Here is a 3505-nt window from a genome sequence, read left to right as displayed (position 1 = left end):
TCCCCGCCGCTCTTCCGATCTGGTTGCGCCTGGGCTAGCCCTGCGGGTGCCGTGGGCCCACGGCACCCGCAGCCGAGACGCTGGTCAGCGGGCGTCCACGAGGTCGCAGACGAAGACCAGGGTCTCGTTGGGGGCGATGACGCCGCCCGCGCCGCGCTCGCCGTAGGCCATGTGCGGCGGGATGACGAGCTGGCGGCGGCCGCCCACCCGCATGCCCTGCAGGCCCTGGTCCCAGCCCTCGATGACCTGACCGGCCCCGAGCTGGATCCGCAGCGGTTCGCCGCGGTTCCAGCTGGCGTCGAACTCCTTGCCGGTGCTGTGCGAGACGCCCACGTAGTGGACGGCGACCGCGGTGCCCGCGGTGGCCTCCTTGCCGTCGCCGACGGTGATGTCCTTGATCACCAGTTCGGCCGGTGGCTCACCGGTGGGCTTGGCGATCTTCGGCTTCTCGATGTTCACGGGTGTTCTCCCTCGATTCGCGGTTGCGTCGCTGCTGGGGAATTCTCCCGGACGATCCGATGTGGAGCGCAGGCGCCTGCCGGTGCGGGATCGGTGCTGCTACCTGTTCGCGAGCTGCGGTGACGGTCAGCCGGCCCAGGCCAGGGCCAGGGCGGGGACGGCCTGGTCGAGGAGCTCCGGGGGCAGGGCGAAGCTGAGCCGCAGGTGGTCGCGGTGGCGGCGGTCGGCGGAGAACATCGAGCCCGGGGCCACCGCGACCCCGTTCTCGCGGGCCAGTTCGGCGAAGGCGTCCGCGTCGGTGCCGGGCAGGCGCACCCACAGCGACAAGCCGCCCGCGGGCTGGGTCCAGGTCCACTCCGGGAGTGCCTGGCGCAAGGCGGCGGACAGGTGGTCGCGGCGGCGGGCCAGTTCGCCGCGCCAGGTCGCGAAGTCGTTGTGCCGCAGCAGTTCTGCGGCCAGCCGCTGGCTGACCGTGCTGGTCGCCAGGTCGCCGGTCTGCTTCAGCTCGGTGAGCTGGGCGCGCAGCGGTTCCGGGGCGACCAGCCAGCCCACCCGCAGCCCGCCCCACAACGCCTTCGACAGCGAGTGGACCTCGATCGTGCCGTGCGGGTGGGTGTCGGCGAACCGGCCGGGCGGCGCGCCTTCGTGCACCACTTCGGCCAGCGTGTGGTCGGCGACGACCGGCAGGTCGGCGGCCCGCGCGATCTCGGCCAGTTCCCGCACGCGCTCGGCGTCGGAGACCGCGCCGGTGGGGTTGCGGACGGCTTGCACGTAGGCGAAAGCGGGCCGGTGCCTGGTCAGCGCCTCGCGCAGCGCTTCGGGGAGCATGCCGCGCTGATCGGTGGGCACCGCGACCGGCCGCGCTCCGCAGCTGGAGATGGCGGCCAGCGCGCCGGGGTAGGTGGGTTCCTCGACCAGCACCGCTTCGCCGGGGCGGGCCAGGCAGCGGGTGCTCAGGTCGATGCCCTGCTGCCCGCCGCTGGTGATCAGCACGTCGCCGAGCAGTTCCAGCAGGCCCGGCTCGCCGAGCCGGTCGTAGCCGTGCCTGCTCGGGGTGTGCAGGAGCGCGGCGGGATCCAGCTTGGGCAGCTGCAGGTGCGCGGGGTCGGGCACGACCGATGTGGACAGATCGGCGAACACCGCGCCGGGGCTCAGCAAGCGGTCCATCGCCGAGGCGGCACCGGATGCGGCGAGGTAGGTGCCGCTGCCGTGCTTGCGCTCGCAGATCCCGTCCTCGAAGAGCGCGTTGAACGCGGCGGCGACCGCGCCGCGGCTGCACTCCAGCACGCGGGCCAGGTCGCGCTCGGAGGGCAGGCGGGTGCCGGGGCTGAGTGCGCCGGTGCGCGCGAGGTCGGTGAGCGCAGCGGCGAGCCGGCGGCTCAGCGGTCCGTTCCCGTGGCGGAGTCGGTCGCGGATCAGCGCGGCGAACTGGTCCACATCGGGGGAAGGCATGCGCGCCATTCTGCCGCAGGGAGGCTGTTTTCCTAGTGGTTGAGCGATCCACTTGCTAACGTGTCACTTGATCGTGAAGTGGCTTGTTCCACATCGCGAGATCGGCCACTTTGGCGGGAGGAGCAGCGATGGCGCTGACCGAGGCGGACCACATCTGGATGGACGGCGAGCTCGTTCCGTGGCAGGACGCCCGGATCCACGTGCTCAGCCACGGACTGCACTACGGCACCGGCGTGTTCGAAGGCGTCCGCGCGTACTCCACATCGGACGGACCGGCGCTGTTCCGGCTCGACGAGCACCTGGACCGGCTGTTCCGCAGCGCCAAGATGCTGCGCATGGCGTTGCCGTACGACAAGGCGGAACTGCGCGCGGCGACGGTGGAACTGGTGCGCGCCAACGGCCACCGCTCCTGCTACGTGCGCCAGCTCGCCCACCTCGGCTACGGCGCGATGGGCGTCGACCCCACCGGTGCTGAGGTGCAGATGTCGATCAGCAGCTGGGAGTGGGGCGCCTACCTCGGCGACGCGGCCGAGCAGGGCGTCCGGCTGATGACGAGTTCCTGGCGGCGCAACGATCCGACCGTGGTGCCGACCGCGGCCAAGGCCACCGGCCCTTATCTGAACTCCGCCCTGGCCAAGCTCGAAGCACGCGAGGCCGGCTTCGACGAAGCGGTGCTGCTGAGCACCGACGGGTACGTGAGCGAGTGCTCCGGCGAGAACGTCTTCGTCCGGCGCGGCGACGTGCTCTACACCCCGCCGTCCAGTGCCGGTGCGCTGGAAGGCATCACGCAGGACACGGTCGGGACGTTGGCCGCGGACCTGGGGATCACCGTGCGGCGCGAGAACCTGCTGCGGTCCGACCTCTACGCCGCCGACGAGATGTTCCTGTGCGGCACCGCGGCCGAGGTGACGCCAGTGCAGTCGGTCGACAACCGGGAGATCGGCGCGCCCGGCCCGGTGACCAGCAAGATCCGCGACGCGTTCAATGCCGCTGTGACCGGTGCGGACGAGCGCTACCGCCACTGGCTGACCTTCGTCGACGAGCGCGGCTGATAACCTCCGCCGCATGGGCTCCGCGCAGTGATCTCCACCCGCCGAACCGGCGGGTTCTCCGCGCACGACAAGGCGAAACCCGCCGGTCGTGCTGGTTTTTCACGCGTTGGAGGAGCTTTTCGTGCTGGAAGATGCCGAATTTCAGGTCCAGGTCGCCGATCGGCTCGCCGGGCTGCCGGGTGTGCGTGCGGTGAGCCTCGGCGGATCTCGCGCCCAGGGGACGCACCGCGACGACAGCGACTGGGACTTCGCGATCTACTACCGCGGCCGGTTCGAGCCGCAGGACCTGCGGGACGTCGGCTGGGCGGGCGAGGTGTCCGAGCTCGGCGCCTGGGGCGGTGGTGTGTTCAACGGCGGTGCCTGGCTGCGGATCGACGATCGACCGGTGGACGTCCACTACCGCGACCTCGACGTGGGGGCGCCCCAGGACGAGGCGGGCCCCCCCCGGCGGGGGGACTGGGCGGCGCAGAAGTTGAACCCGGCGGGCAGAACCGCCCACCTCGCGGGGGGCGCGGTCGCCCTCAACCCGGTCCACAACACCG

The 3505-nt window shown here is 71.8% G+C and carries 4 protein-coding genes; 2 read left to right on the top strand and 2 right to left on the bottom strand.

The genetic code is table 11. From position 1 onward, the window contains the following. Positions 1 to 84: 84 nt before the first annotated feature. Positions 85 to 459 carry an FKBP-type peptidyl-prolyl cis-trans isomerase gene (locus ABTZ89_RS37075; RefSeq protein WP_270950156.1) on the bottom strand — a complete coding sequence of 125 codons (375 nt, stop codon included), beginning with the start codon at positions 457 to 459 and terminating at the stop codon, positions 85 to 87. 126 nt (positions 460 to 585) lie between these two features. Next, positions 586 to 1911, bottom strand: a complete 1326-nt coding sequence (locus ABTZ89_RS37070; RefSeq protein ID WP_351053799.1) for an aminotransferase-like domain-containing protein — start codon at positions 1909 to 1911, stop codon at positions 586 to 588. A gap of 128 nt (positions 1912 to 2039) precedes the next feature. Between ABTZ89_RS37070 and ABTZ89_RS37065 the strand changes: the two genes are divergently transcribed. Both ABTZ89_RS37065 and ABTZ89_RS37060 read left to right on the top strand, forming a co-directional pair. After that, on the top strand, positions 2040 to 2963 hold the full coding sequence (locus ABTZ89_RS37065; RefSeq protein WP_351053796.1) for a branched-chain amino acid transaminase: 924 nt from the start codon (positions 2040 to 2042) through the stop codon (positions 2961 to 2963). A gap of 121 nt (positions 2964 to 3084) precedes the next feature. Next, positions 3085 to 3505: nucleotidyltransferase domain-containing protein (locus tag ABTZ89_RS37060; protein ID WP_351053794.1), on the top strand; the 421-nt coding region annotated here is incomplete at its 3' end.

This window comes from Saccharopolyspora sp. NPDC002686 (assembly GCF_040295745.1).
Classification (GTDB): Bacteria; Actinomycetota; Actinomycetes; order Mycobacteriales; family Pseudonocardiaceae; genus Saccharopolyspora; species Saccharopolyspora oryzae.
Note: the sequence above shows the minus strand (reverse complement) of the source record. Positions and strands in the feature narration are given on the sequence as shown.

Excerpts from the sequence above, each read along its gene's own strand:
- ABTZ89_RS37070 (WP_351053799.1), bottom strand. The coding sequence starts at position 1,911 with ATGCCTTCCCCCGATGTGGACCAGTTCGCCGCGCTGATCCGCGACCGA.
- ABTZ89_RS37065 (WP_351053796.1), top strand. The coding sequence starts at position 2,040 with ATGGCGCTGACCGAGGCGGACCACATCTGGATGGACGGCGAGCTCGTT.